Source organism: Micromonospora sp. B11E3, assembly GCF_039871625.1.
Lineage (GTDB): Bacteria > Actinomycetota > Actinomycetes > Mycobacteriales > Micromonosporaceae > Micromonospora.
Genome location: NZ_JBDPMC010000039.1, coordinates 21,302 through 44,205, shown reverse-complemented (window position 1 = coordinate 44,205; position 22,904 = coordinate 21,302). Strand labels below are relative to the sequence as shown.

The window sequence follows — 22,904 nt, the reverse complement described above, 5'->3', positions numbered from 1 at the left end:
CGAACTCGTGTCGATCATGGAGTTGACGGCTGTGTCGATCTCCGGAAACGCCGTCAACTCCATGATCACCGGGGCGGGGCCGGGCCTGGCCGGCGGGAGGGGGTGACGGGCGTGGGGGGCGTCAGGCTGCGGGGGTTCGGGTGGCGGCACGCCGGGCGGAAGGCCTGGGCGGTGCGCGGGCTGGACCTGGACGTCGAGGCGGGCGAGCGGGTGCTGCTGCTCGGCCCCTCGGGCGCCGGGAAGAGCACCCTGCTCGCCGCGCTCGCCGGGCTGCTGCCGGCGGACTCCGGCGAGCAGGAGGGGACCGTCGAGATCGACGGGGTCGACCCCCGGCAGGCCCGTGAGCGGGTCGGGATCGTCTTCCAGGACCCGGAGACCCAGTTGGTCATGGCCCGCTGCGCCGACGACGTCGCGTTCGGGCTGGAGAACCGGGGCGTACCGGCCGGCGAGATCTGGCCCCGGGTCGACGAGGCGCTGCGGCGGGTCGGCTTCCCGTACCACCGGGACCGGCCCACGGCCGCGCTCTCCGGCGGCGAGCAGCAGCGCCTGGCGCTGGCCGGCGCGCTCGCCCTGCGGCCCCGGCTGCTGCTGCTCGACGAGCCGACCGCGAACCTCGACCCCGCCGGCGCGACGCTGGTCCGGCAGGCGGTGGCCGACGCCCTGGACGCCGGCACCACCATGATCCTCGTCGAGCACCGGGTCGCCGAGGCGCTGCCGCTGGTCGACCGGGTGGTGGTACCGGAGCCGGGCGGCGGGGTCCGCGCCGACGGGCCGCCCGGGGCGGTCTTCGCCGCGCACGGCGACGCGCTCGCCGCCGAGGGGGTCTGGGTGCCCGGCCGGACCGTGCCGCCCCGGCGCGCCGCCGCGCCCGCCGGCGACCTGCTGCTCACCGCCGACCGGGTCGGCCTGCCGCCGCGCCTCGCCGCCACCGATGTTCGGGTACGCGCCGGCGAGGCGCTCGCCGTGCTCGGCCCGAACGGGGCGGGCAAGTCCACCCTGGCGCTGCTGCTCGGCGGCCTGCTGCGGCCCGGTACGGGTCGGGTGGCCGCGACCGGCGAGCTGGCCGGCCCGGACGCGGGCACTCCCCCGCACCGCTGGCGCGCCCCTGCCCTGGCCCGCCGGATCGGCTCGGTGTTCCAGGACCCGGAGCACCAGTTCGTCACCGGCACCGTCTTCGACGAGCTGGCCCTCGGCCCACGCCGCACCGGCCAGCCCGAGGCGGCGGTACGGGCCACCGTGGACGGGCTGCTCGACCGGCTGCGGCTGACGGCGCTCGCGCGCGCCAACCCGTACACCCTCTCCGGTGGCGAGGCGCGGCGGCTGAGCGTGGCGACGGCCCTGGCCACCGCGCCCCGGCTGCTGATCTGCGACGAACCCACCTTCGGCCAGGACCGGCGCACCTGGCGGGAGCTGGTCGACCTGCTCGCCGAGCTGCGCGACGCCGGGCACGGCGTCGTCGCCGTCACCCACGACACGGACTTCGTCGCCGCGCTCGCCGACCGCACCGTCACCCTGGACCGCCCATGACCCACGCGGACCTTGCCGGCCGCGCCGCCACGCCGCAGCGGCCAGGAACCACTGCGGGGCGGCCGTGATCAGCATCGAGCCCGTCGCGGCGCCCGGGGCACCGCTGGCGCGGCGGAACCCGGTGGCGAAGGTCGCCGCGGCGCTGCTCTTCTCGTTCACCCTGCTCGCCACCCTGGACCCGGTCGCCCCGGCGCTCGCCCTCGCCGTCGAGCTGGCCGTGCTGCCGCTGTTCGGCATCCGCTACCGGGTGCTCGCCCGGCGGGCCGCGCCGCTGCTGGCCAGCGCCGTCGGGATCGTGGTCACCCTGGTCCTGTTCGCCGCCGACCGCTCGGGCCGGGTGCTGGTGGAGGCGGGGCCGCTGCTGGTCACGACCGGGGTGCTGGCGACCGCGCTCGGCCTGGCGCTGCGGATGCTGGCGGTCGCGCTGCCCGGCATCATCGTCTTCGCCACGACCGACCCGACCGATTTGGCCGACGCGCTGATCCAGAACGCGAAGGCCCCGGCCCGTTTCGCGATCGGCGCGCTGGCCGCGTTCCGGCTGGTGCCGCTGCTCGGGCAGGAGTGGCAGATGATCAGCATGGCGCGGCGGGCGCGCGGCGTCGACGCCGGGCGCAACCCGGTGGCGAAGCTGCGGCTGTTCGTCTCCACCGCCTTCGCGCTGCTGGTGGGCGCGATCCGGCGGGGCACCCGGCTGGCCGTCGCGATGGACGCGCGGGGGTTCGACGCCGGCACCCCGCGCACCGTCGCGCGGCGGCAGCGCTTCGGCGCCGCCGACACCGTGCTGGTCGCGGGCGCCGCGGCCCTGGCGGGGGCGGCGCTGGCGGTCAGCGTCGCGCTCGGTACGTTCCGCCCGCTGATCGGCTGACCCGGCGAGGCTTTTACGGCGGTACGGGGTGCCCCGGCGGGCCCGACCACGAAGGACGCCGCGCGACGGCGGCGGTGTGGGAATGCGGACGCCCGGGACGCGGTCCGCGTCGACAACGGCGGACCGGCTTCGGATGAAGGGGCGTCAGTTACGCATGACCTCACCGTAGCCGCGCGGCCGGAACGGCGCAGCCGAATTTGCGGCACGTGCCGCCGAAGGCCGACGTACGGCTCGGGCGGCACAGACCCGCTCGCCGGGGAGGTCGCGCGCGTCGAGGCCCGCCTCGCCGAGGGTTGACGCCATTGCGGCGAGGCGGGCGGGGAAGCCTGCTATACCGAAGGCGTCGACAGGAGGCGTCGACAGGGACCCTCGAGAGGCGGGGTACGCATGGCGCAGCGCGCGACGGCGCAGATCGGCGTGACCGGACTGGCGGTGATGGGCCGGAACCTGGCCCGCAACCTGGCCCGCAACGGGTTCGCCGTGGCGGTGCACAACCGGTCGCCGGAGCGCACCCGCAGCCTGGTGGCCGAGCACGGCGGCGAGGGTACGTTCGTGCCCTCCGAGTCCATGCGGGATTTCGTCGCCTCTCTGGAGCGGCCCCGCGCGATCGTCGTCATGGTGAAGGCGGGCGGCCCCACCGACGCGGTGATCGGGGAGCTGGTGCCGCTGCTGGAGCCGGGCGACATCGTCGTCGACTGCGGCAACGCGCACTTCGCCGACACCCGGCGGCGGGAGGAGGCGCTGCGCGGGCACGGGCTGCACTTCGTGGGCACCGGCGTATCCGGCGGCGAGGAGGGCGCGCTGCACGGGCCGAGCATCATGCCCGGCGGCTCGGCCGAGTCGTACCGGAAGCTCGGCCCGATCTTCGAGCGGATCGCCGCCCAGGTGGACGGCGTCCCGTGCTGCCGGCACATCGGCCCGGACGGCGCCGGGCACTTCGTGAAGATGGTCCACAACGGCATCGAGTACGCCGACATGCAGCTCATCGCCGAGGCGTACGACCTGCTGCGGGCCGGTCTGTCGGCGGGCCCGGCGGAGATCGCGGAGATCTTCCGGGGATGGAACACGGGCGACCTGGAGTCGTTCCTGATCGAGATCACCGCCGACGTGCTCACGCATCCCGACGCGGCCACCGGCCGCCCGTTCGTCGACGTGGTGCGCGACGAGGCGGAGCAGAAGGGCACCGGCCGGTGGACGGTGCAGAACGCCCTCGACCTGGGCATCCCGATCACCGGCATCGCCGAGGCGACGTTCGCCCGGTCGCTGTCCGGGCACGCCGAGCAGCGCGCCGCGGCCCGCCATGCCTTCGCCGACGCCGGGCAGCCGTGGTGGGTGGAGAACGGGAGCACCTTCGTCGAGGACGTCCGGCGCGCGCTGCGGGCCAGCAAGATCATCGCGTACGCGCAGGGCTTCGACCACATCCGCGCCGGCAGCCGGGAGTACGACTGGGGCATCGACCTCGGCGGCACCGCCACGATCTGGCGGGGCGGCTGTATCATCCGCGCCCGCTTCCTCGACCGCATCCGCCAGGCGTACGACGAGCGGCCGGACCTGCCGACGCTGCTGGTGGCGCCGTGGTTCGCCGACCGGGTCTCCGACGGGGTGCCGAGCTGGCGGCGGGTGGTGGCGGACGCGGCCCGGGCCGGGGTGCCGGCGCCGGCGTTCGCCTCGTCGCTGGCGTACTTCGACGCGCTGCGCGCCGAGCGGCTGCCCGCCGCGCTGATCCAGGGCCTGCGGGACAACTTCGGCGCGCACACCTACCACCGGGTCGACCGGGAGGGCACGTTCCACACGCTCTGGGCCGGCGACCGGTCCGAGGTGTCGGCGTAGCCGCCCGGCCAGCGGCCGTGCCGGCGTAGCCGCCCGGTCAGCCGGCCCGCGGGCTGCGCTGCGGCTCGGTCGGGGACCAGGTCATGGCCGGTTCGCCGGTGGACAGCTCGGCGATCTCGCCGGAGCGGACCGCGGGGACGTGCCCCGCCTCGGCGCAGTGCCGCTCGGCGACGCCGGCGCACAGCTCCACCACGCGCTCGCGCAGCGGACCGTCCAGGTCGGTCGCCGCCAGGGCCACCGTCATCTCGTACCGGAGATCCCGCATCCCCACCCCCGTGGCGGACGCGACCGGGCGGCGCGCCCGCGCCGATCGTACGTCCGTAGGGGACGGCGACCGGCCGGAACGGGTCAGCGCCGCCCCCCGGAGGGAACGGCGCTGACCGGCGTCACCAGAACCGGCGACGCTTCGCCTTGCGCGGGCGCAGCATGTCCGCGCCCCTGGCGAGCAGGCGGCTCACCCCGGTCGGACCGCGGCGGGCCTCCAGCGTGTGGCTGAGCCGGCGCGCGCCGGCCGCCGCCAGCGGCACCGCGACCGCCATGGCCGCCCACTGGGCAATGCGCTTCTGGATCATCGTGGCTCACCTCCGTAGCTGGCTGCCACAGGTGGTACCCAGAGTGACGAGGCGCTAAGCGCGGGCGTCAGCTCGACGGGGCCACCGGGTTGGGCAACGCGCCGCCGAACCGGCGGTCCCGCTGGGCGTACAGCTCGCAGGCGTACCAGAGGTGGCGGCGGTCGAAGTCCGGCCAGAGGGTGTCGAGGTACACCAGCTCCGCGTACGCGCTCTGCCAGAGCAGGAAGTTGGAGGTGCGCTGCTCGCCGGAGGGACGCAGGAAGAGGTCCACCTCGGGGACCTCCGGGTGGTAGAGGTACTTCGCCACCGTCTTCTCGGTGACCTTGGCCGGGTCGAGTTTGCCGGCGGCGACGTCCCGGGCGATCGCGGCGGCGGCGTCGGCGATCTCGGCCTGGCCGCCGTAGTTCACGCAGAACTGCAGCGTCAGCGTCGAGTTGCCCCGGGACATCTCCTCGGCCGTCTGCAGCTCGGAGATGACGCTCTTCCACAGCCGCCCGGCCCGCCCGGACCAGACGACGCGCACACCGAGGTCGACGAGCTGGTCGCGGCGGCGGCGGATGACGTCCCGGTTGAAGCCCATCAGGAAGCGGACCTCCTCCGGCGAGCGCCGCCAGTTCTCCGTGGAGAACGCGTACGCCGACAGGTAGGGGATGCCCAGCTCGATGGCGCCCTCGATGGTGTCGAAGAGGCTGTGCTCCCCCGCCTCGTGGCCCTTGGTCCGGGGCAGCCCCCGCGCCTTGGCCCACCGGCCGTTGCCGTCCATGACCACGGCGACGTGCCGGGGCACCGCCGCGGGGGGCAGGGCGGGCGGACGGGCGCCCGACGGGTGCGGCGTCGGCGGCACCGGCTCGCGGCGGCCGCCCCTCATCGATCGGATCACTCGGGTCTCTCTCCGTTCAGATCGGTGCCGCGCCCCGCGGCGGCGCCCTGCGGCGGCGGGGCCGGAACGGCGCCGGGGGCGCCCCGGTCGACCAGCGGCAGCGAGCGTAGCGCGCGCTCCAGGTGCCACTGCAGGTGCGCCGCGACCAGGCCGCTGCACTCCCGCCGTACGCCGGTCTCGGTGGCGTCGGCGAGCACCCAGTCGCCGGTGGTGAGGGCGGACATCAGGTCGATGGTGGCCGGCGCGGGGTGGGCGGCGCCGGGCGGGCGGCAGTCCGGGCAGACGGCGCCGCCGGCGGGCACCGAGAACGCCCGGTGCCGGCCGGGCGTGCCGCAGACGGCGCAGGCGGTCAGCGCCGGGGCCCAGCCGGCCAGGACCATGCCGCGCAGCAGGTACGCGTCGAGCACCAGCGTGGTGGCGTGCTCGCCCCGCGCGAGGGACTTCAGCGCGCCGAGGGTGAGCTGGAACAGCCGCAGCGCGGGCTCCCGCTCGACCGGGGTGAGCCGCTCGGCGGTCTCGGCGATCGCGCTGGCCGCCGTGTAGCGGGGATAGTCGCCGAGGAACCGCTTGCCGTACAGGTCGATGCCCTCGACCTGGCTGACGGTGTGCAGCGAACTGCCCTGGTTGCCCTTCGGGTCGCCGGCGAGCTGGAGGTCGACGTGGCCGAACGGCTCCAGCCGGGCGCCGAACCTGCTGCTGGTGCGGCGCACCCCCCGGGCCACCGCGCGGATCCGGCCGTGCCGGCGGGTCAGCAGGGTGATGATCCGGTCGGACTCGCCGAGCTTCTGCACACGAAGCACCACCGCGTCGTCGCGGTAGAGCTGTCGGCGGTACCCGGCCACCCGCCCATTCTCTCTCGGGGTGGGAAATCAGGGTCGGCTCGGGGTGGACCGGCGGCGATCCCCGATGCGCGCCGGGTCGGGCCGGCCGTAGCGTGCTCGCCATGGCCCCGCACCGCACCCTGCCCGCCGGCCCCCTCGCCGCCGGAGTCGCCGTCCTGATGCTGCTCTCCGGGTGCGGCACCCTGTCGTTCCGGCGGCTCGACTTCAACGACACCGAGTCGGCGACGATCAGGCGGGTCACCCTGCTGCCCGGCGGCGCCGGGGACGTGACGGTCCACGGCATCGGCCCGGCCGGCGAGGTACGGATCAGGCGGGTGGTGCGGTACCAGGGCAACCAGCCTCCCGCCCGGTACGAGATCCGCGGCGACGAGCTGGTGCTGGACAGCGACTGCGGCCCCCGCTGCACCGTCTCGTACGACGTGACCGTCCCCGAGGGGGTGACGGTGCGGGGCGAGAGCGGCTCGGGGAACGTGAACCTGAGCCGCGTCGGGACGGTGGACGTCCGCCTCGGGTCCGGCGACGTCCGGCTCACCGGTGCCACCGGCGCGGTCCGCGTCGAGACGGGCTCCGGCAACATGGAGGTGGACGACCTGCGCGGTGCGGCCACCCTGCGGACCGGCTCCGGCGACGTCACCGGCCGGCGGCTCGCCGGCCAGGTCGACGCCGAGGCGCGCTCAGGCAACGTCACCGTCGAACTGTCCGCCCCCGCCTCGGCCCGCGCGCACGCGTCCAGCGGGGACGTGCGGCTCACCGTGCCGGCCGGCCGGTACCGGGTACGGGCCGACAGCGGCTCCGGCCACACGCAGTTGGGGATCCCCGACGACCCGACGGCGACGTTGGTGATCGACGTGGGCGCGGGCAGCGGCAACGTGACCGTCACCGCGCGCTGAGCTTCAGGGCCAGCTCCTCCGAGGCGCGCGGCGGGGGCACGGTGGCGTAACCGGCCGGGGCGGGGCTCACCGGCACGCCGGGGTCGCCCGGAGCAGGGCTGACCGGTGCCGCCGAGGCCACGCCGGCCGGGACGGGCCCGCCGGTCGTCGTCCGGCGCCGGCCGCCCGGCAGCAGCCGCGGAGGCCGGCGGGCGGCCAGGTCCTCCACCCAGCCGAGCAGCGCGGTGACCACCCCGACCAGGGCGAAGACCAGCACGACCCGGATCGCCAGGCCGACCGGGTCCTGGTGGGACCAGCCGACCACGTCGACCATCGGGGTGAGCGCCACCACGAACGGCATGTGCCAGAGATAGACGGTCAGCGCCCGCCGGTTCAGCACGGTCACCGCCCGGCCGAACAGGGCGCTGCGGTCCACCCAGGCGGCGCTCGTCGGGGCCCGTCCGAGCACCACCAGGATGAACGCGGCCGACCAGAGCGCGTTGCCGAGGTGGTTGTCGTTCAGGTCGTACCCGCGCGGGCCGGGGTGGGCGGCGATCCAGGCCCCGCCGGCGGCACCGAGGACGAGCGCGACCGGGACCAGCACCCGGTTCGCCAGCCGCCGCAGCAGGCCGTCGTGGTGGGCGAAGCCGAGCAGCCAGGCGCCGAAGTAGAGGCCGAACTCGCGCAGCGCCACCGGCGCGGCGGGCAGCAGGCCGGACTCGATCGCGGCGAGCAGCGCGTACGGGGCGAGCAGGGTCGGCACGGGCGCGCGGCGGAACAGCCACAGGGCGACCGGCGAGGCGAACACGAACCACAGGTAGTCGCGCAGGTACCAGATCACGCTGAGCGCAAGCGCGCCCCAGTGGTTGGCCGGCGGATCGGCGACCGGAAACGCCCAGAGCAGCACCTTCGGCGTGAGCGGCAACCCGGTGAGCAGCATGGCCGGGACGAACACCGCGGCCAGCACCCACAGCGACGGCAGCAGCCGACGCAGCCGACGGCCCACCGCCGCCGCCCCACCCCGGTCCAGCGACGCGGCCATGAGCGAACCGGCGAGGGCGAACATCACCGACATGGCCGGGAAGAGCACGGTGAGCGCCGCCCAACCGGTGACGTGGTAGACGACGACTCGGACGATCGCGAGGAAGCGGAGTAGGTCCAGGTATCGGTTTCGCATCAGCCTACATCTATGTCTGGGGCGGAGGGGTCAACCGCTCCCTACCCTCCGACCCGACGCCGGCAAACAACCAGAGCCCTCAGCGAAAAGTGAAAGATGCCATAAATGCGCCCGCTCCGGGACAAGGCTCGTCCCCCAACCGCCGATCACATCGCGTGACGGCCGCGTGGCGGGGCGGCCCGGCGACCAGGGGTGTGGCCACTGTGGAGCTGCCCCACCCGTGCTACCGGCGGCCGGATCGGGCCGGGCGAAAGCGGACGGAACGGGCCGGTGACCGGAACGGCACGGTGCAGGACGGGATGGGACGGGAGCGGAACGGCACGACACCGAACGAGGCGGGCGGAAGCGGAACGGCACGACACCGAACGAGGCGGGCGGAAGCGGAACCGCACGACACCGAACGGGACACGCGGGGGGCGGAGGCGGGACGGAAACGGGAGCACGGACGGGGCAGCTCCACAGCGGCGGAGAACAAACCCAGTCACCCTCGGGACCCCAGCTCCGCGCGTGAGGCGACCGCACTTGAGGCGCCGCGCTTGACGCACTTGGCGCCCCGCGCTTGGGGCGCCGCGCCGACCCGCCGTCGGGCAGGCCGGCGCGGCGCTCAGAAGCCCAGCTTGCGCAACTGCTTCGGGTCGCGCTGCCAGTCCTTCGCCACCCGCACGTGCAGGTCCAGGTAGACGCGGGTGCCGAGCAGTTCCTCGATCTGCCGGCGGGCCGTGGTGCCGACCGCCTTGAGCCGGCTGCCTCGGTGACCGATCATGATCGCCTTCTGGCTGGGCCGCTCGACGTACACGTCGGCGTAGATCTTGGTGACCTGGCCCTCGGGGATCATCTCCTCCACCACCACGGCGATCGAGTGCGGCAGCTCGTCGCGGACCCCCTCCAGCGCCGCCTCGCGGACCAGCTCGGCGACCAGCACCTGCTCGGGGTCGTCGGTGAGCATGTCGTCCGGGTAGAGCTGCGGCGACTCGGGCAGGTAGCCGGTCATCACGTCGACCAGCGTGTCGACCTGGTGCCCGGAGACCGCGCTGACCGGGACCACCTCGGCGAACTCGCCCAGCTCGCCGACCGCGAGCAGCTGCTCGGCCAGCCGCGCCCGGTCCACCAGGTCGGTCTTGGTCACCACGGCGATGACGGTGGCCTTGAGCCCCGACAGTTCCCCGGTGATGAACCGGTCGCCCCGGCCGACCGGCTCGTCCGCCGGGATGCAGAGGCCGATCACGTCGACCTCGCTCCAGGTCTGCCGGACGAGGTCGTTGAGGCGCTCGCCGAGCAGCGTACGGGGGCGGTGCAGGCCCGGGGTGTCGACGAGGACGAGCTGCGAGTCGGGCCGGTGCAGCACCGCCCGGATCACGTGCCGGGTGGTCTGCGGCTTGTTCGAGGTGATCGCGATCTTCTGGCCGACGATGGCGTTGGTCAGCGTCGACTTGCCGGCGTTCGGCCGGCCCACGAAGCAGGCGAACCCGGCCCGGTAGGGGCGCTCCCCCGGATCGACCGGCCCGCCCGCGCGACCGCCGCCCGCGGGGCGGCCGGTCACTCGACCACCGTGCCCAGCACCGTGCCGTCCGGAGCCGCCAGGTGGATCGGCGCGTCCGCGGTGAGGTCGCGGACGACGGCGTACCCGGCCCCGTCCAGCGTGGAGGCCTCGGTCACCACGACCGCCGCCTCCAGCTTGGTGGCGCCGGCCGCCACGGCGGAGGCGACCGCGAGCTGGAGGGCCGTCAGGGCCAGCGAGGGCAGCGCGACGCTCGCCGCCGCGTACGTGCGGCCGTCCTGGTCGCGTACCGCCGCTCCCTCCACGGCGCCCACCCGGCCGCGGGCCCCGCGGGCCAGGATGACCAGCTTGTTGTCCTCGGCGCTCAGCTCGGCCGGCGCGGACGGGGTGGGGCGGGCGGCGGCGGGGGCGGGTGACTCAGGCATCGGCGGGCTGCCTCTCCTCGGATCGGTTCTGGGCGCCCCGGGCCTCGGCGGGCTCGCCGCGCCCCGGGGTGGTGTCACTGGTGTCCGTCGGCTCGACCCGGCTGACCAGCACCGTGTCGATCCGGTTGCGTCGGCCGGTGGTGCCCTCGGCGACCAGCCGGAGCCCGGCCAGCCCGGCCTCGGCGCCCGGGATCGGCACCCGGCCCAGGGCCTGGGCGAGCAGACCGCCGACCGTCTCCACCTCGTCGGCGGGCAGCTCGACGTCGAACAGCTCGCCCAGGGTCTCGACCGGCAGCCGGGCGGTGACCCGCACCGAACCGTCCTCCAGCCGCTCCACCGGCGGGCGCTCGACATCGTACTCGTCGGTGATCTCCCCGACGATCTCCTCCAGGATGTCCTCGATGGTGACCAGGCCGCCCGTGCCGCCGTACTCGTCCACGACGATCACCAGGTGGTTGCGGGCCGCCTGCATCTCCGACAGCAGGTCGTCCACCGGCTTCGACTCGGGGACGAAGGTGGCCGGGCGCATCAGCTCCGCCACCGGGAGCTGGGCCGCGGCGAGGTCGCCGCCGCGGGTGTGCCGGATGAGGTCCTTGAGATAGAGCACGCCGAGCACGTCGTCGACGTTCTCCCCGATCACCGGAATGCGGGAGAAGCCGGAGCGCAGGAACAGGGCCAGGGCCTGGGCGAGCGTCTTGTGCTCCTCGATCCACACCATCTCGGTGCGGGGCACCATCACCTCCCGGGCGATGGTGTCGCCGAGCGCGAAAACCGAGTGGATCATCTGCCGCTCGCCGTGCTCGACCACGCCCCGCTGCTCGGCGAGGTCGACCAGCTCGCGCAGCTCCACCTGGGTGGCGAACGGGCCCTCCCGGAAGCCGCGCCCCGGGGTGACCGCGTTGCCGATCAGGATCAGCAGCGACGCGAGGGGGTTGAGCGCCCGCCCCAGCCAGCGCACCAGCGGCGCGACCGCCCGGCCCACCGCGTACGCGTGCTGCCGGCCCAGCGTGCGCGGGCCGACCCCGACGACCACGAAGCTGACCACGGTCATCGCGCCGGCGGTGACCAGCGCCGCCCGCCAGCCCGCGCCGAACGTGTCGACGGCGACCAGGGCGACCAGCGTGGTGGCCGTCAGCTCGGCCAGCAGCCGCAGCAGCAGCAGCAGGTTGAGGTGCCGGACCACGTCGCCGGCGACCGCCTGGAGGGTACGCGCGCCCCGGACGCCGTCGCGCGCCAGCTCGGCGGCCCGGGCCGGGGAGACCGCGGCGAGCGCGGCCTCGGTCATCGCGATCAGGCCGGCCAGCACCACCAGCCCGGCGGCGAAGACGATCAGTTGGAGGTCGGGCAGGCCGGCCGTGGTGGCACCGGCCGCCGACACCGGGCCAGCCATGATCGGGGCGGACATCACCGGGACCGGGTCGACCGCCAGCCGGCGAGCAGCCGGGCCTGGAGCTCGAACATCTCCCGTTCCTCCTCCGGCTCGGCGTGGTCGTACCCGAGCAGGTGCAGCACGCCGTGCACGGTGAGCAGGTGCAGCTCGTCCGCGGCCGAGTGGCCTGCGGTGGCGGCCTGTTTGGCGGCCACCTCCGGGCAGAGCACGATGTCGCCGAGCAGGGCCGGCTCGCCGCCGGCCGCGCTGGACTCACCCGGCCCGTGGTCGACGCTGCCCTCGTCCATGGGGAAGGCGAGCACGTCGGTCGGGCCGTCACCGCCCATCCAGCGGTGGTTCAGCTCGCTCATGTAGTCGATGTCGACCAGCAGCACGGACAGCTCGGCGAGTGGGTTGACCCCCATCTCGTCGAGGGCGTAGCGGGCGACGGCGAGCACGGCGTCGGTGTCGACGGTGACACCCGACTCGTTGGCGATCTCGATGGACAAGTGGTTTCCCTAGGTCTGGCGGCGCCGGCCGGCCCGGCCGCCCTGGGCGGTCCGCCCCGGCACGGCGTGCACGCCCTGCGCCTGCTGGTTCTCCCGCTCGGCGTCCCAGCGGGCGTACGCGTCGACGATCTCCCCGACCAGCCGGTGGCGCACCACGTCGGAGCTGGACAGCTGCGCGAAGTGGACGTCCTCGACGCTCTCCAGGATCTCCCGGACCACCCGCAGGCCGCTGGTCGTCCCGCCGGGAAGGTCCACCTGGGTGACGTCGCCGGTCACCACGATCTTGGAGCCGAAGCCCAGCCGGGTGAGGAACATCTTCATCTGCTCGGGCGTGGTGTTCTGGGCCTCGTCGAGGATGATGAACGCGTCGTTGAGGGTGTTGTGCGTCACCAGGAAGTGATCGGTGACATACAGCGAGTCCTCTGCCGCCACCTGGATGCACATCGTCTCCTGCACACCGGCGGGGAGGATCGAGTCGATGAAACGCATCGGTCGGCCACCGCCGTGCTCCTCGTACCGCTGGCGCTTGCGTGACAGGCGGAACGGCGGGACACTCTCGGGCAGCCGGATGTCCAGGACATAGGCGTCGGCACGGTAGGGAACCGGACGACCGTTCGCCCAGCCGGGCTCCCGCCCCTCGGCCTCCCGAACCCGCCACGACGCGACGCCACCGAGCGACTGGACCAGGTAGACGACGTCGTCCCGCAGGCGAGCGGACGTGGTCGTGAACTGCACCCGGCAGGTGCGTCCTGCCTGGACGACCGGCCCCCCGTCGGTGTCCAGCAACCCTTGCAGGAGGGCCAGCCGGGCGTCGATGCTGTTCTGCTTGTAGACGTCGGGCACGAACTTGGTCCCCGATGTGGCCCCGGCCAGACCCAGCGCGCGGATTGCGACCGTCACCGGGTTCGCGACGATCACCCCGCCCCGGTGCCCGTTGACGTGCCGGAGGACAAAGTCGTAGTCACTCTTGCGGACGAGCTCGATGTCGGCGAGCGCGTCCTCGATCGCGCGAGCGAGTTCCGGGTCCGCCGTGCTGAATCCTGGCGTCGTCTGACACGAGATCGAGCCGTCCCCGAGCAGCAGACCGAGCACGTACGGATCGAGCGGAACGTCCTTCGACTCCATCTGGACGGGCGCCACGACCGGGAGCTCGTACCGGCGGATGTGGCCTCGCCGCTCCTGGCCGATCATCTCCCGCGTCTCGAGAGTGCGCCGACGTCCGTGCCGCTTGTCCTCCGGCGTCGCGACCGTCCAGAGGTGCTCACCGCAGCAGACGGTGGACGCGCCGTCCTGGGTCGTGACCCGGTAGACCTGCTTGGGCCCTTGCGGGTAGATGCCGATCACCGGCGTAGGCTTCCCGTCCGAGCCGATAACCAGGTCGCCGACCTGGAGCGACCCGAATGGCTTGAATCCCTCCGGCGTCAGGACCCGAGCGTCGTAGGGCTGCGCACGCCCCCGCATGTACGCCAGCGGCGCGACCTCGATCGTCCCGGCGGCCATCAGCTTGGGGATCGTCTCCGGGTCGAGCATGTCGTGCAGCGCGTCGTAGAGCGGGCGCAGGTAGGGGTCGATCTTCTCGTTCAGCGTGCCGGGCAGGAAGCCCAGCCGCTCGCCCGCCTCGACCGCCGGCCGGGTGAGGATGATCCGGTTGACCTGCTTGGCCTGGAGCGCCTGGACGGCCTTGGCCATCGCCAGGTAGGTCTTGCCGGTGCCGGCGGGGCCGATGCCGAAGACGATCGTGTTGGCGTCGATCGCGTCGACGTAGCGCTTCTGCCCAAGGGTCTTGGGGCGGATGGTGCGCCCGCGCCGGGAAAGGATGTTGAGGGTCAGGACCTCGGCGGGCCGCTCGGTGCCACCCTGCTCGAGCATGCCGACGGTACGCCGGACGGCGTCAGTGGTCAGGGTCTCACCTTTCTCGATGAGTTCGAGCAGTTCGGTGAACAGGCGCTCGGCGAGGGCGTTGTCCGCAGGCGCGCCGGTGATGGTGATCTCGTTGCCGCGAACGTGCACGTCGCTGTTGACCGAACGCTCGACGAGTCGCAGGATCTCGTCGCCCGCGCCGAGCAGGTTGACCATGATCTTCGAGTCCGGGACCGTGATCCTGGTCTGCACCCGGGGCGGGCCGGGAGGTGGGGTGCCGGTCATAGGTCGGGCCGCGGGCCCTGAGCCACCTGCTCTCGATCTCGGCGCCGCGCCCTGCTGGCACGGCGGTCGGTTGCCCCATTCTATCGCTACCCCCGCCGCCGCACCTCGCCCATTTCCCGCCGCCGACCTGCCCGCCAGGGGAGCCCATCCCGGGGGGTCAGCGGCGGAAGTCGTAGCCGTCGAAGGTCTCCTGGGTACGGGTGAAGCGGTACGTCGCCCAGTGCAGGCGGGTCACCGTGCCGTGCTCGTCGCGGGTGAGTCGGAGCAGCTCGCCGGCCTCCCGCCCCGAGACGGTCCGGAACACGTCCGGCCGGTCCGGCAGCGGGGCGAACACCGCCGGCGGCTTCCCCGCCGGGTCGTCGGCGCCCCGGGCCCGCAGCGTCCCGTCGTGCCAGCTGAAGACGTACTCGAAGCCCTCGCCCCACCAGCGGCCCAGCATGCCCCGCAGGTGCGCCGGGGCCGGCTCCCCCGGCCGCCACGGCGCGATGTCGGCCGGGTCGTGCTCGGCGGACGCGGCCAGCAGTTCGTGCGTCAGCTCCAGCACCCGCACCCCGGTCCCCGACGAGCCGAGCACGGCGCAGCCCATCGCCCCGGGGGTGCCGGGGCCGCCGCGCCGGCCGTAGACGGCGGCCAGGAAGCCGGGCATCGCCCCGTCGTGCCCGACGTGCATCACCCGGTCCCCCTGCGGCACCAGGATCAGGCCCAGCCCGAACCCCGCCCCCCAGGACGTCTCGTCGGTGACGGTCAGCGGCCAGCGCATCTCGTCGAGCGTGGCCGGGGCGAGCACCGCACCGGACGGGTCCAGCGCGGCCGGGTCGGCCAGGAACGCCGCCCAGCGGGCCATGTCCGAGGCGGTGCTCCACAGCTGGCCGGCCGGCCCGACCGCGCCGAAGTCGGTCGGCGGCTCCGGGTGCGCCTCGTCGGAGTACGCGTCGACCAGGAACCCGGTGGCCGCCGTCGGGCCCGGCCGGTCGCTCGTGTCGGTCAGGCCGAGCGGGGCGAGCACCCGCTCGGCGAGCACCTCGGCCCAGGTGCCGCCGCGCAGCCGGGCCACCAGCTGCCCGAGCAGCGCCAGGCCGAGGTTCGAGTAGTGGTAGCGGCGGGCCGGGGGCAGCACCCGCTCGGCCCTGGCCAGGTCGGCCAGGAGCCGCTCGACGTCGGGGGCGACCAGGGTGTCCCAGACGTCGCCGTACGGCTCCCGCTGCAGGCCCGCGGTGTGGGACAGCAGCCGGCGCACGGTCAGCTCGCCGTGCGCCGGGACGTCGAGGTGCCGGGCGACCGGGTCGTCCAGGTCGAGCAGGCCGGCGTCGCGGCACTGCATGACCAGTACGGCGGTGAAGGTCTTGGTGACCGAGCCGATCCGGAACCGCGTCCGCGGCCCGAGTGGGTGGTCGTTGCCCGTGCCGCCGACCGTGCAGGTCCACAGCGGCCGGTCGGCCCGGTGCAGGGCGGCCGACACGGCCGGCACCCGCCCCTCGGCCTGGGCACGCCGCACCGTCCGCTCCAGGCGCCCGTCGATCGCAGTCATGGGCGTGGAGTCTAGGCAGGAGCCCGTGCCTCCGGCCCGCGAGGTACGGACGGTGAGGCGAGCGCGGCGCGGGTCGTCGGACGCCGTCGGGACGCTCAGCGGCAGACCATCGGCCCGAGCGGCGCGCCGCCGAGCACGTGCGCGTGGACGTGGAAGACCTCCTGGCCGCCGTACTCGCCCGTGTTGAACATCAGCCGGAAGCCGTCGCCGAGCAGCCCCTCGTCCTCGGCCACGGTGGCGGCCGCCGCCAGCAGCTCGCCGGCCAGCGCCGGGTTGCCCTGGCTCAGGGTGGCCACGTCGGCGTAGTGCTCCTTGGGGACGACGAGCACGTGCACCGGGGCCTTCGGGTCGATGTCCCGGAACGCCAGGGTGGTGTCGGTCTCCCGGACGACGGTCGCCGGGATCTCCCCGGCGACGATGCGGCAGAACAGGCAGTCGGATCCCATCGGGGCATGGTAAGCGCTGGCGAGCGGCGGGGGCATGATGTGCCCCGTGAAGTCACGGGCGGTACTGGTGACGGGGCCTCGCGCGGCATCGGACGCGAGGTGGCGCGGCGGTTCGCGGAGGCCGGGGACCGGGTGGCGATCCACCACCGGGACTCGGCGGAGTGGGCCTCCGGCACGATCGTCGACCTCAACGGGGCGTCCTACCTGCGTACGTGAGAATCGGCGGCAGCAGAACTCACCAGCGGGCGAGGCGGGTTGCCAGGACGCTGAGCGCGGCGACGCCCGCCGTGGACGTGCGCAGGACCGCGGGGCCGAGGCGGACGGTGCGGGCGCCGGCGGCGCGGAACGCGTCCAGCTCGGCCGGGGCGATGCCGCCCTCCGGGCCGACCACAAGCACGATCTCGCCGACGGCGGGCAGCTCGGCGGTGGTGAGCCGCTCGTCGGCCTCCTCGTGCAGGACGAACGCGGCGGCGGCCCCGCCGATGCGGCGGGCCACGGTCGCGGTCGACTCGTCGGGGGCGCCGGCCACCACGGGCAGCCACGGGCGGCGGGCCTGCTTCGCCGCCTCCCGGGCGGTCGCCACCCACTTCTCCCGGGCCCGGACGCCCCGCTCCCCCCGCCACAGCGTGACCGAGCGGGACGCCGCCCACGGGACGATCTCGTCCACCCCGACCTCGGTCATCGCCTGCACGGCCAGCTCGCCCCGGTCGCCCTTGGCGATGCCCTGTACCACGGCGACCCGGGGTACGGGCGCGTCGACGTACCCCCGGGAGGTGACGTCGAGCTCCAGGCTGCCGCGGCCGACGGCCCGGACCACGGCGGCGGCGGTGCCGCCACGGCCGTCGGCCAGCAGCAGCTCCTCGCCCACGCGCAGCCGCTGCACGGTGGCGGCGTGGTGCCCCTCGGGGCCGTCGAGCGTCAGCTGGTCGGCGGTGGGCAGGGACTCGACCAGGAACAGCGGCGCGGACACGAGCAAAGGCTAACCGCCCCGGCCGGTGCCGGGGCGGCTGGCCGCCACGACTCAGGCGTGGCCGTTGAAGGCGTCGCGCATCCGGGAGAAGAAGCCGCCCTGCTTGGTCAGCTCGGCGACCTCCTCGCCCCGGGTCTTGGCGAAATCGCGCAGCATCCGCTCCTGGTCGGCGTCGAGCTTCGTCGGGGTCCGCACGTCGAGGTGGACGTACAGGTCGCCCCGGCCGGTGCCGCGCAGGTGCGGCACGCCCCGGGCGCGCAGCCGCAGCGTGCTGCCCGGCTGGGTGCCCGCCTTGACGTCGACCGTCTCCTCGCTGTCCAGCGTCTTGATGGTCAGCCGGGTGCCGAGGGCGGCGGCCGTCATCGGGACGGTGACCCGGCAGTGCAGGTCGTCGCCCTTGCGCGAGTACACGTCGTGCGGCCGCTCGTGGATCTCCACGTACAGGTCGCCGGCCGTGCCGCCGCCCGGACCGACCTCGCCCTGCTGGGCCAGCCGGATCCGCATGCCGTCCTCGACGCCGGCCGGGATCTTGACGGTCAGCGAGCGGCGGGTGCGCACCCGGCCGTCGCCGGCGCAGGTCGGGCAGGGGTGCGGGATCGTGGTGCCGTAGCCCTGGCAGACGGTGCACGGCCGGGCCGAGACCACCTGGCCGAGGAAGGTGCGCTGCACCGACTGCACCTCGCCTCGGCCGCCGCACGCCTCACAGGTGGCGAGGTGGGTGCCGGCGGCGGTGCCGGCGCCGGAGCAGGTGGTGCAGAGCACGGCCGTGTCGACGGTGATCGGCGCCTCGACGCCGAACGCCGTCTCGTGCAGGTCGAGCTCCAGCCGCAGGATCGCGTCCGCCCCCGGCCGGGTACGCGGCCGCGGGCCGCGGGAGGCGCCGGCCGCGCCGCCGAAGAAGGCGTCCATGATGTCCTGGAAGCCCACGAACGGGCCGGCCCCGCCGGGGCCACCCGGACCCGCGCCCCCGCCGCCGGGCGCGAGCGGGTCGCCACCCAGGTCGACGATCTGCCGTTTCCGGTCGTCCGAGAGGACCTCGTACGCGGCGTTGATGTCCTTGAACTTCTCCTGGGCCTCCGGGTCCGGATTCACGTCCGGGTGGAACTGCCGCGCCAGCTTTCGGTAGGCGCGCTTGATTTCGTCGTCGGAGGCGTCCCGGCTCACGCCGAGGATGCCGTAGTAGTCCCTGGCCACTGCGTTCGGTGTCCTCATGTTCGTCTCGCGTTGCGCCCGGTCGTCGGTCGGAATCCGGCCGTGTCGGCCCTGACTGGTCAGTTCTGGGCCAGCAGCTCGCCCACGTAGCGTGCCACGGCCCTCACGGTGGCGATGGTGCCGGGGTAGTCCATCCGGGTGGGGCCCAGCACTCCCAGGCCGCCCACGATGGTCGCGCCGGGGCCGTACCCGGTGCTGACCACGGAGGCGGCGCGCAGGTTGTCGATCTCGTTCTCGTCGCCGATGCGGATCCGCGTCGTGCTCGGCTCCGCCTCGCCGATGAGCTTGAGCAGGACGACCTCCTCCTCCAGCGCCTCCAGGATCGGCCGCAGCGAGCCCTGGAAGTCGAGCAGGCCGCCCCGGGTCAGGTTGGCGGTGCCGGCCAGCGCGATCCGCTCCTCGTGCCGCTCCACCAGCGTCTCCAGCAGCACGCTGGAGAGGGTGGTCATGGCCGGGCGCAGGTGCGACGGCGACTCCTCGACCACCGCCTGCACCAGCGGCGGGGTGTCGGACAGCCGGGTGCCGACCAGCTTCTCGTTGAGCAGCCGGCGCATGTCGGTGACGTCGTCGGCGGGGGTCGGCGCGGGCAGCTCGACCAGCCGCTGCTCGACCCGGCCGGTGTCGGCGATCATCACGAGCATCAGCCGGGTGGTGGAGATCGGCACCAGCTCCAGGTGGCGTACGGAGGAGCGGGCCAGGCTCGGGTACTGCACCACGGCGACCTGCCGGGTCAGCTGGGCGAGCAGCCGGACGGTGCGGTGCACCACGTCGTCGAGGTCGACCGCGCCGACCAGGAAGCGCTCGATCGCCCGGCGCTCGGCCGGGCTCAGCGGCTTGACCCGGGAGAGCCGGTCGACGAAGAGACGGTAGCCACGGTCGGTGGGGACCCGGCCGGCGCTGGTGTGCGGCTGCCGGATGTAGCCCTCCTCCTCCAGCACCGCCATGTCGTTGCGGACGGTCGCCGGGGAGACCCCGAGCTGGTGCCGCTCGACCAGGGCCTTGCTGCCGACCGGCTCCTGCGTGGCGACGTAGTCCTCGACGATGGCGCGGAGCACGGCGAGCTTACGGTCGTCGAGACCCACTTCTCCCCACCTCCTGTCGCACGTCGGCGCCGGCGCCGCGCGTCCGCTCGCCCGACCGGCACCCGGGCCGGAGGGCGCGCCTGGCACTCGACTGTAACGAGTGCCAGTCTACGTCGGCGGGGCCGCCAGCGAGAAGATCAACGACGGACCCCGTGTGCGCCGGCCGCACCGCCCGCGGGCTGCGCCGGTGCGTTCCTGCCCGATCGTCCGGCCGGACCCGACCAGTGTCGCTCTGGTGTCCCCTTGCCGGCAGCCCCTACCGTGATGTACATGACTGAACCACCTCGCCCTCCCGGAGCGGGCGACCCCGGCGGCTGGCCGCCGGAGCCGACCCCGCCGTCGGCGCCGTACGGCTCGTCGGACGAGCCCCCCACCGCACCACTGTCCGGGGCGCCGGGCGGGGCCGGCCATCCCCCGCCCGGTGGCTATCCGCCGCCGCAGGGCGGCCAGCCGCCGTCGGGTGGCTACCCTCCGCCGGGTGGCTACCCGCCGGGTGGCGGATATCCGACGGGCGGCGCGTACGGCGCGCCGTCCGGCGGCTACGCGAACAACGAGGACAAGACGTGGGTGCTGGTCGCCCACTTCGGCGGCGCCGCGGGGATGTTCCTCGGCGGGGGCGTGCTCGGCTGGCTCGCGCCGCTGATCGCGCTGCTGGCCCGGGGCAACCAGTCGCCGACCGTCCGCGCGCACGCGGTCGCCGCGCTGAACTTCCAGCTCCTCTGGTCGGTCATCGCGCTGGTGGGCTGGATCCTCACCTGCATCCTGATCGGCGTCCTGATCGGCCTCGCCGCCATGGCCGTCGGCATCATCTTCGGCATCGTCGCCGGGCTGCGGGCCAACGAGGGGCAGCTGTACCGCTACCCGATGTCCGTCAGCTTCATCAAGTGACCCCGGCCGGCCGCTCCCCCGGCCGGTCGGGCACCACGGTCAGGGCAGCAGGTCGCGCACGACCGCGTCGGCCAGCAGCCGCCCGCGCAGGGTCAGCACGGCCCGGCCCGCCGCGTACCGGGCCGGGTCGAGCAGGCCGCCGTCGAGGGCCCGCCGCGCGCCGGCCCGCCCGGCGTCGTCCAGCACCTCCAGCGGCAGCCCCGAGGCCAGGCGCAGCCGCAGCATGACGTCCTCCATGTGCGCCTCGCCGGGCGTGAGCACCTCCCGGGCCAGGCCGGGCGACTCCCCCGCGGCGAGGCGCTTCGCGTACGCGCTCGGGTGCTTGACGTTCCACCAGCGCACCCCGCCGACGTGGCTGTGCGCCCCCGGACCGAGGCCCCACCAGTCCGCCCCGCTCCAGTAGAGCAGGTTGTGCCGGCACCGGCCGGCCGGCGTCCGGGCCCAGTTCGACACCTCGTACCAGGAGAAACCGGCCGCGCCGAGGGCGGCCTCCGCGGCCAGGTAGCGGTCCGCCGCCACGTCGTCCGACGGGTACGGCAGCTCGCCGCGCCGCATCCGCGCGGCCAGCCGGGTGCCGTCCTCCACGATCAGGGCGTACGCGCTGACGTGGTCCACCCCCGCGGCCACCACCTGCTCCAGCGAGCCGGCGAAGTCCTCGGCGCTCTCCCCCGGCGTGCCGTAGATCAGGTCGAGGTTGACGTGGTCGAAGCCGGCGTCGCGGGCCTCGGCGGCGGCGACCGTGGCCCGGCCGGCGGTGTGCCGGCGGTCGAGGATCGCCAGCACGCCCGGCGCGGCGGACTGCATGCCCAGCGAGATCCGGGTGTACCCGGCCGCGCGCAGGGTCTTCAGCGACTCCGGCGTCACCGACTCGGGGTTGGCCTCGGTGGTCACCTCGACGTCGGCGGCCAGGCTCCAGGTGCGGTCGATGCCGTCCAGGATGCGGGCCAGGTCGTCGGCGGCGAGCAGGGTGGGGGTGCCGCCGCCGACGAAGACGGTGTCGACCCGCGGCGGCGGGGCGTCGGCCAGCACCCGACGGGCGAGCGCCAGCTCCGCCAGCACCGTGTCGGCGTACGACTCGCGGTCGGCCCCGCCGCCCAACTCGTCGGCTGTGTAGGTGTTGAAGTCGCAGTAGCCGCAGCGGCTGGCGCAGAACGGCACGTGGACGTACACGCCGAAGCCGCGCGCGCCGACGGCGCGGGTGGCGGTGGCGGGCAGCGAGCCGTCGGCGGGGACGGATTCGCCTTCTGGAAGGGCGCCGGGCATGGCCACTAGTGTGCCCGGCATGACCTCCTCCGACGCGCTCGTGCGGGTCGCCACGGCCCACGGGGTGACGACCCTCACCCTGGACAGCCCGCACAACCGCAACGCGCTCTCCACGCCGCTGATGACCGAGCTGCTGGCCGGGCTGGCCGCCGCGGTGGCCGACGACGCCGTCCGGGTGGTCGTGCTCGACCACACCGGGCCGGTGTTCTGCTCCGGGGCGGACCTGAAGGAGACCGCCGCCGCGTACGCCAGCGGGACCGTGCCGGCCGGGATGCTCGGCGACGTGCTCGCGGCGGTGCGGGAGTGCCCGAAGCCGGTGGTGGCGCGGGTGGCCGGGCCGGCCCGGGCCGGCGGGCTGGGCCTGATCGCGGCGGCCGACCTGGCGCTGTGCGCCCAGGAGGCCACCTTCGCCTTCACCGAGGTGCGGATCGGGGTGATCCCGGCGGTGATCTCGGCGACCGTGCTGCCCCGGCTGCACCCCCGGGCCGCCGCCGAGCTGTACCTCACCGGCGACACCTTCGACGGCCGGCGGGCCGCCGAGATCGGGCTGGTCACCCTCGCCGTGCCGGCGGACGGGCTGGACGCGGCGGTCCAGCGGGCGTGCGCCTCGCTGGTCCGCGGCGCGCCGAGGGCGCTGGCCGGGGCGAAGGCGCTGCTGCGCCGCCCGCCGGCGGTCGACCTGCGGGCCGAGATCGCCGAGCTGGCCGCCCTGTCGACCGGGTACTTCCTCTCCGACGAGGGGCGGGAGGGCGTGGCCGCGTTCCGCGAGAAGCGCGACGCCGCCTGGGTGCCCACGACCTGAGCAGCCTCCCGGCGCTGTGCCGCTACCCGGACGGGGCGGTTTGCGGCCCGGGCCGGCGTTTCGCGGCCGAGCCGGCGTTTCCCGGCCCGGGGGCGGGGAAGCCCGGCCGGGCCGAGGCCGTCCGGGTCCCGCCGGGCGGTCCGCCTCCGCGCGGAAACCGCGAAAGGTCGCCGACCGGCTACGCAACGGAGCGAACCGGTCGGAC

At 74.7% G+C, this 22,904-nt stretch carries 22 protein-coding genes and 2 pseudogenes; 6 read left to right on the top strand and 18 right to left on the bottom strand.

From position 1 onward, the window contains the following. The first annotated feature begins 111 nt into the window (after positions 1-111). The 3 genes from ABGB16_RS19915 (at position 112) to gndA (ending at position 4,222) form a co-directional block, all read left to right on the top strand. A complete protein-coding gene (locus ABGB16_RS19915; RefSeq protein ID WP_347669589.1) occupies positions 112-1,527 on the top strand; it encodes an ABC transporter ATP-binding protein in 1,416 nt (471 codons plus the stop codon). Positions 1,528-1,591: 64 nt separating this feature from the next. Beyond that, positions 1,592-2,392, top strand: a complete 801-nt coding sequence (locus tag ABGB16_RS19910; RefSeq protein WP_347669588.1) for an energy-coupling factor transporter transmembrane component T — start codon at positions 1,592-1,594, stop codon at positions 2,390-2,392. A 387-nt stretch (positions 2,393-2,779) separates the two neighbouring features. Next, entirely contained in the window at positions 2,780-4,222 is a 1,443-nt protein-coding gene (gndA, locus tag ABGB16_RS19905) for an NADP-dependent phosphogluconate dehydrogenase (protein ID WP_347669587.1), read from the top strand. 37 nt (positions 4,223-4,259) lie between these two features. Here gndA and ABGB16_RS19900 read toward each other — a convergent pair whose 3' ends face one another. From ABGB16_RS19900 to recO, 4 genes are all read right to left on the bottom strand, one after another. Further along, a complete protein-coding gene (locus ABGB16_RS19900; protein WP_347669586.1) occupies positions 4,260-4,487 on the bottom strand; it encodes a thioredoxin reductase in 228 nt (75 codons plus the stop codon). Positions 4,488-4,608: 121 nt separating this feature from the next. Next, entirely contained in the window at positions 4,609-4,794 is a 186-nt protein-coding gene (locus ABGB16_RS19895; protein ID WP_347669585.1) for a hypothetical protein, read from the bottom strand. Between the two features lie 67 nt (positions 4,795-4,861). Then, positions 4,862-5,662: an isoprenyl transferase gene (locus tag ABGB16_RS19890; protein ID WP_347669613.1), complete on the bottom strand. Its 801-nt coding sequence runs from the start codon at positions 5,660-5,662 to the stop codon at positions 4,862-4,864. A gap of 8 nt (positions 5,663-5,670) precedes the next feature. After that, positions 5,671-6,516, bottom strand: a complete 846-nt coding sequence (gene recO, locus ABGB16_RS19885; RefSeq protein ID WP_347669584.1) for a DNA repair protein RecO — start codon at positions 6,514-6,516, stop codon at positions 5,671-5,673. A 101-nt stretch (positions 6,517-6,617) separates the two neighbouring features. Between recO and ABGB16_RS19880 the strand changes: the two genes are divergently transcribed. Then, on the top strand, positions 6,618-7,406 hold the full coding sequence (locus ABGB16_RS19880; protein ID WP_347669583.1) for a DUF4097 family beta strand repeat-containing protein: 789 nt from the start codon (positions 6,618-6,620) through the stop codon (positions 7,404-7,406). On the opposite strand, the gene ABGB16_RS19875 is transcribed toward ABGB16_RS19880, so the two are convergent. The 13 genes and pseudogenes from ABGB16_RS19875 to hrcA form a co-directional block, all read right to left on the bottom strand. After that, the gene (locus tag ABGB16_RS19875; RefSeq protein WP_347669582.1) at positions 7,393-8,562 is read right to left on the bottom strand and encodes an acyltransferase; all 1,170 of its coding nucleotides are present in this window, start codon (positions 8,560-8,562) and stop codon (positions 7,393-7,395) included. The two genes, ABGB16_RS19880 and ABGB16_RS19875, sit on opposite strands and share 14 nt — an antisense overlap. Positions 8,563-9,166: 604 nt before the next feature. Then, complete coding sequence (gene era, locus ABGB16_RS19870) at positions 9,167-10,102, bottom strand: GTPase Era (RefSeq protein ID WP_347669581.1); 936 nt, start codon at positions 10,100-10,102, stop codon at positions 9,167-9,169. Further along, entirely contained in the window at positions 10,099-10,485 is a 387-nt protein-coding gene (locus tag ABGB16_RS19865; RefSeq protein WP_347669580.1) for a cytidine deaminase, read from the bottom strand. Before ABGB16_RS19865 ends, era begins: the two co-directional genes overlap by 4 nt. Further along, positions 10,478-11,914 (bottom strand): hemolysin family protein, encoded by a 1,437-nt coding sequence (locus tag ABGB16_RS19860; RefSeq protein ID WP_347669612.1) that lies wholly within the window; start codon positions 11,912-11,914, stop codon positions 10,478-10,480. Before ABGB16_RS19860 ends, ABGB16_RS19865 begins: the two co-directional genes overlap by 8 nt. Then, positions 11,890-12,363, bottom strand: a complete 474-nt coding sequence (gene ybeY / locus ABGB16_RS19855; protein ID WP_347669579.1) for an rRNA maturation RNase YbeY — start codon at positions 12,361-12,363, stop codon at positions 11,890-11,892. Before ybeY ends, ABGB16_RS19860 begins: the two co-directional genes overlap by 25 nt. Before the next feature lie 9 nt (positions 12,364-12,372). Beyond that, complete coding sequence (locus ABGB16_RS19850; RefSeq protein ID WP_347669611.1) at positions 12,373-12,807, bottom strand: PhoH family protein; 435 nt, start codon at positions 12,805-12,807, stop codon at positions 12,373-12,375. A 195-nt stretch (positions 12,808-13,002) separates the two neighbouring features. Continuing rightward, positions 13,003-13,488 (bottom strand): annotated as a pseudogene (locus ABGB16_RS19845) (LAGLIDADG family homing endonuclease); the annotation flags it as partial. A 324-nt stretch (positions 13,489-13,812) separates the two neighbouring features. Beyond that, positions 13,813-14,508 (bottom strand): annotated as a pseudogene (locus tag ABGB16_RS19840) (PhoH family protein); the annotation flags it as partial. A 157-nt stretch (positions 14,509-14,665) separates the two neighbouring features. After that, entirely contained in the window at positions 14,666-16,036 is a 1,371-nt protein-coding gene (locus ABGB16_RS19835) for a serine hydrolase domain-containing protein (RefSeq protein WP_347669578.1), read from the bottom strand. A 95-nt stretch (positions 16,037-16,131) separates the two neighbouring features. After that, positions 16,132-16,482 (bottom strand): histidine triad nucleotide-binding protein, encoded by a 351-nt coding sequence (locus ABGB16_RS19830; RefSeq protein WP_347669577.1) that lies wholly within the window; start codon positions 16,480-16,482, stop codon positions 16,132-16,134. Between the two features lie 235 nt (positions 16,483-16,717). Then, positions 16,718-17,452 (bottom strand): 16S rRNA (uracil(1498)-N(3))-methyltransferase, encoded by a 735-nt coding sequence (locus ABGB16_RS19825; protein WP_347669576.1) that lies wholly within the window; start codon positions 17,450-17,452, stop codon positions 16,718-16,720. 51 nt (positions 17,453-17,503) lie between these two features. After that, positions 17,504-18,646, bottom strand: a complete 1,143-nt coding sequence (gene dnaJ, locus ABGB16_RS19820; RefSeq protein ID WP_347669610.1) for a molecular chaperone DnaJ — start codon at positions 18,644-18,646, stop codon at positions 17,504-17,506. Positions 18,647-18,723: 77 nt separating this feature from the next. After that, positions 18,724-19,746, bottom strand: a complete 1,023-nt coding sequence (gene hrcA / locus ABGB16_RS19815; RefSeq protein WP_347669575.1) for a heat-inducible transcriptional repressor HrcA — start codon at positions 19,744-19,746, stop codon at positions 18,724-18,726. A 270-nt stretch (positions 19,747-20,016) separates the two neighbouring features. Here hrcA and ABGB16_RS19810 point away from each other — a divergent pair, with 270 nt between their 5' ends. Beyond that, positions 20,017-20,634 (top strand): DUF4870 domain-containing protein, encoded by a 618-nt coding sequence (locus ABGB16_RS19810; RefSeq protein WP_347669574.1) that lies wholly within the window; start codon positions 20,017-20,019, stop codon positions 20,632-20,634. A gap of 39 nt (positions 20,635-20,673) precedes the next feature. On the opposite strand, the gene hemW is transcribed toward ABGB16_RS19810, so the two are convergent. Beyond that, on the bottom strand, positions 20,674-21,897 hold the full coding sequence (hemW, locus tag ABGB16_RS19805) for a radical SAM family heme chaperone HemW (RefSeq protein ID WP_347669609.1): 1,224 nt from the start codon (positions 21,895-21,897) through the stop codon (positions 20,674-20,676). A 19-nt stretch (positions 21,898-21,916) separates the two neighbouring features. On the opposite strand from hemW, the gene ABGB16_RS19800 reads away from it, so the two are divergent. Continuing rightward, the gene (locus ABGB16_RS19800; protein WP_347669573.1) at positions 21,917-22,699 is read left to right on the top strand and encodes an enoyl-CoA hydratase-related protein; all 783 of its coding nucleotides are present in this window, start codon (positions 21,917-21,919) and stop codon (positions 22,697-22,699) included. Positions 22,700-22,904: the final 205 nt, after the last annotated feature.